At 74.3% G+C, this 3,186-nt stretch carries 3 protein-coding genes; 2 read left to right on the top strand and 1 reads right to left on the bottom strand.

The features are described 5' to 3' along the window. Positions 1 to 980: GH39 family glycosyl hydrolase (locus CCN42_RS33920; protein WP_086741275.1), on the bottom strand; the 980-nt coding region annotated here is incomplete at its 3' end. A gap of 163 nt (positions 981 to 1,143) precedes the next feature. Between CCN42_RS33920 and CCN42_RS33915 the strand changes: the two genes are divergently transcribed. Together CCN42_RS33915 and CCN42_RS33910 are read left to right on the top strand one after the other, a co-directional pair. After that, positions 1,144 to 2,253 carry a DUF5925 domain-containing protein gene (locus tag CCN42_RS33915; RefSeq protein ID WP_086741274.1) on the top strand — a complete coding sequence of 370 codons (1,110 nt, stop codon included), beginning with the start codon at positions 1,144 to 1,146 and terminating at the stop codon, positions 2,251 to 2,253. A 15-nt stretch (positions 2,254 to 2,268) separates the two neighbouring features. Beyond that, entirely contained in the window at positions 2,269 to 3,048 is a 780-nt protein-coding gene (locus CCN42_RS33910; RefSeq protein ID WP_086741273.1) for a DUF72 domain-containing protein, read from the top strand. The last annotated feature ends 138 nt before the right edge of the window (positions 3,049 to 3,186 follow it).

Raw genomic sequence — 3,186 nt, 5'->3', positions numbered from 1 at the left:
CACAGCGGCGGCGCGCCGCCGGTCTGCCGGCGCACCCACTCCCCCACCGCGGTGAACTTGGCGGTGGCGGCGAACTCGTCGGGCAGCAGCTCGTCGTCGCGGGTGTAGCTGGAGCCGTCCACGACCACGAAGTCCGCGCCCGCCTTGTGCCGGTTCCAGTAGGCGAAGGCGTCCAGGACCCGCTGGTCCAGCGCGCCCCACGGACCCTTCACCGCGGTCGAGGCGTGCTCCTGGCGCGGGTCGAGGCTGTCCATGACCAGGTAGGGGCCGCCGACCATGATGTCCTCGTCGACGTCCTTCAGCGCCCTGTGCACCAGGTTGTACATGCGGGTGTAGCCCTCGTGGTCCCAGCGGTGCGCGGCGTCGTTCCAGAAGCCCTTGAACTCGTTCCACACGATGAAGTGCCGTACGTCCGGATACCGCTTCGCGACGGTCGCTGCGAGGGCGGCGAAGTCGCCGTAGTGCTCCGGCTCGGGCGCCGTCTCCAGCGCCTCCTGGCTCCAGTCGGTCTTCCCTGCCTCGCCGCCCTTCATCCAGTCCGGGGCGCAGCACAGGGTGATGACCGGGGTGGCGCCGGACGCGCGCATGAAGTCGACGCGCCTGTCCAGGGCCGCGAAGTCGTAACGCCCCTTCGCCGGCTCGGGGTTGTCGGCGCCCCAGCCCATGATGTGCTGGTTCTGCGGCAGGCGGGCGCCCTTCAGCCGGTCCTCGACGCGGGCGACGGCCCGCGGGCTGCCCTCGTCGGCGCTGAACTGGGTGTGGGTGAAGCCCCAGCCGACAGCCCGCTCCGGCCGTGCGCGCGGGGTGGCGGGCGTGCCGGGCACCTTGTCGCCGTCGCGCGAGGTGCCCTCCGTGTTAGCGCCGCCGCCGGGCGGCGTGCCGGCCAGGGTCACCAGCAGGGCCACGACGGCCGCCGACGCGCCGAGCAGCGCGGTCAGCCGCCACCGCCGTGCCCGCGCATCCCACCCATGTCGTCCCATCGAGGGCAACAGTAACGGCGGGGCCGGGCGCTGCGACAGATGACGCGAAGGCAGCGAAGGGGCGGGTAAGGGGCACTCCGGGACGACAGGCGCGGAGTGCGACACTCCGCGCGCACCACGGAAACCGGGTGCATGAGGGGCCCCCGTGCCCGATCATGGCGGCATGTCCGCGAACCCACACGACGCACTGCCGATCCGGCTCAACGTCGACGACAGCGACTCGCCTTCCGACGTCGTCGACGCGCTGTTCCTCGGCCGCTTCGCGACGGGCGAGCAGCCCTACTCGCACGCCGCGAACATCGACCGCGTCCGCTCCGGGGCCACCCTGCTGCCGCCGGACGCGCGCGTGCTGCGGGTGGCCCGCGACGACGACCGCAGCGCCACCCTCGCCGAGGGCGACGGCTGGACGGTGCTGGTCTCCCGCTGGAACCGGGGTGCCGACGTCACCGTGACGGCGACCAGCGCCGACCTGGCGGCGAAGGTGCTGGGCGAGGCGACCGAGGGCGCGGCCGACGAGCCGGAGCCGCAGCCGGAGAACGTCACGATGGGCTTCTGGTACGTCTCGCCGAGGCGCGGCCCGCACCGCACCACCCGGCAGATCTCCGCGGGCACCTGGGGCGAGGTGCGGCCCAACTACACCGCGCCGGTCGCGGAGGCGATGGACCGGCTGATGAAGACCACCCCGGAGGACATCGCCGGCCGGCTGCTCCTGCTGCACGGCCCGCCCGGCACGGGCAAGACCTCCGCACTGCGCACCCTCGCCCGCTCCTGGCGGGACTGGTGCCAGGTCGACTGCGTGCTGGACCCGGAGCGGCTGTTCAGTGACGTCGGCTATCTCATGGACATCGCGATCGGCGAGGAGGACACGGCCGGCAAGGGCCGCTGGCGGCTGCTCCTCCTGGAGGACTGCGACGAGCTGATCCGCGGCGAGGCCAAGCACACCGCGGGGCAGGCGCTGTCCCGGCTGCTGAACCTCACCGACGGGCTGCTCGGCCAGGGCCGCAACGTACTGGTCGGGGTCACCACCAACGAGGACCTGGAGCGCCTGCACCCCGCCGTCGTCCGGCCCGGCCGCTGCCTGGCCCGTATCGAGGTGGGGCGGCTGACCCGGACGGAGGCGATCGACTGGCTGGGGGCGGAGGTCCCGGGCCGGGAGCAGGCGGTCGGCCGGGACGGGGCGACGCTGGCCGAGCTGTACGCGCTGCGCCGGGGCACCTCCCCGACCGCGCTGCCGGAGCCGCGGGGCGGGTCGGAGGCGGGGCTGTACCTGTGATGCTTTGATGGGGTTATGCCTCTGCATGTCGGCACGTCGGGGTGGCAGTACAAGGACTGGAAGGGCCGGTTGTACCCGTCCGACGTGCCCACACGGCGGTGGCTGGAGGTGTACGCGGAGCACTTCGCCACGGTGGAGATCAACAACGCGTTCTACCGGCTGCCGGCGCGGGAGACCTTCGAAGCCTGGCGGGACCGGGTGCCCGGCGACTTCGTCGTCGCGGTCAAGGCGAGCCGGTATCTGACCCACATCAAGCGGCTGAAGGACCCCGAGGAGCCGGTGGAGCGGCTGATGACCCACGCGGCCGGGCTCGGCGACCGGCTGGGCCCCGTCCTGCTCCAGCTGCCGCCGACCCTGCGCGCCGATCCCGGCCTGCTGGACGCCTGCCTGCGCCGCTTCCCGGCGTCGGCCCGGGTCGCCGTCGAACCGCGGCACGAGTCGTGGTGGACGCCCGAGGTCCGCCGGGTGCTGGAGTCCCGGGGTGCCGCGCTGTGCTGGGCCGACGTCCTCTCCCGCCCGGTCACCCCGCTGTGGCGCACGGCCGACTGGGGTTACGTCCGCTTCCACCAGGGCCGCGCCCAGCCCTGGCCGCGCTACGGCCGGCAGGCCCTGGAGACCTGGCTGCGGCGCATCGCGGGGGCCTTCGACGACGGCCGGGACGTGTACACCTACTTCAACAACGACCCCGGCGGGGCGGCCGTACAGGACGCGATGGCGTTCGCCCGCGCGGCCGCCGCACGAGGCCGTACGGCGACCCGCACACCGCCCGCGCCCACCCCCGCACCCGCCCGGTGACCACGTCCCGCCCGCCGCGCTCTGTGCGATCCCGGCGCCCCAGCCCGGCGGGCGGGACGTGCTCACCGGGCGGGCGCGGGGGCGGGCGCGGGCGGGGTGCGGGTCGCCGCACGGCCTCCTCCGGCGGCCGCGTGGGCG

This window comes from Streptomyces glaucescens, assembly GCF_002154375.1.
Taxonomy (GTDB): Bacteria; Actinomycetota; Actinomycetes; order Streptomycetales; family Streptomycetaceae; genus Streptomyces; species Streptomyces glaucescens.
This window is presented reverse-complemented; position numbering and strand designations above follow the sequence as displayed.

What these genes read in the sequence shown, in the direction of transcription:
- CCN42_RS33915 (WP_086741274.1), top strand. Translation starts at nt 1,144, where the DNA reads ATGTCCGCGAACCCACACGACGCACTGCCGATCCGGCTCAACGTCGAC.
- CCN42_RS33910 (WP_086741273.1), top strand. Translation starts at nt 2,269, where the DNA reads ATGCCTCTGCATGTCGGCACGTCGGGGTGGCAGTACAAGGACTGGAAG.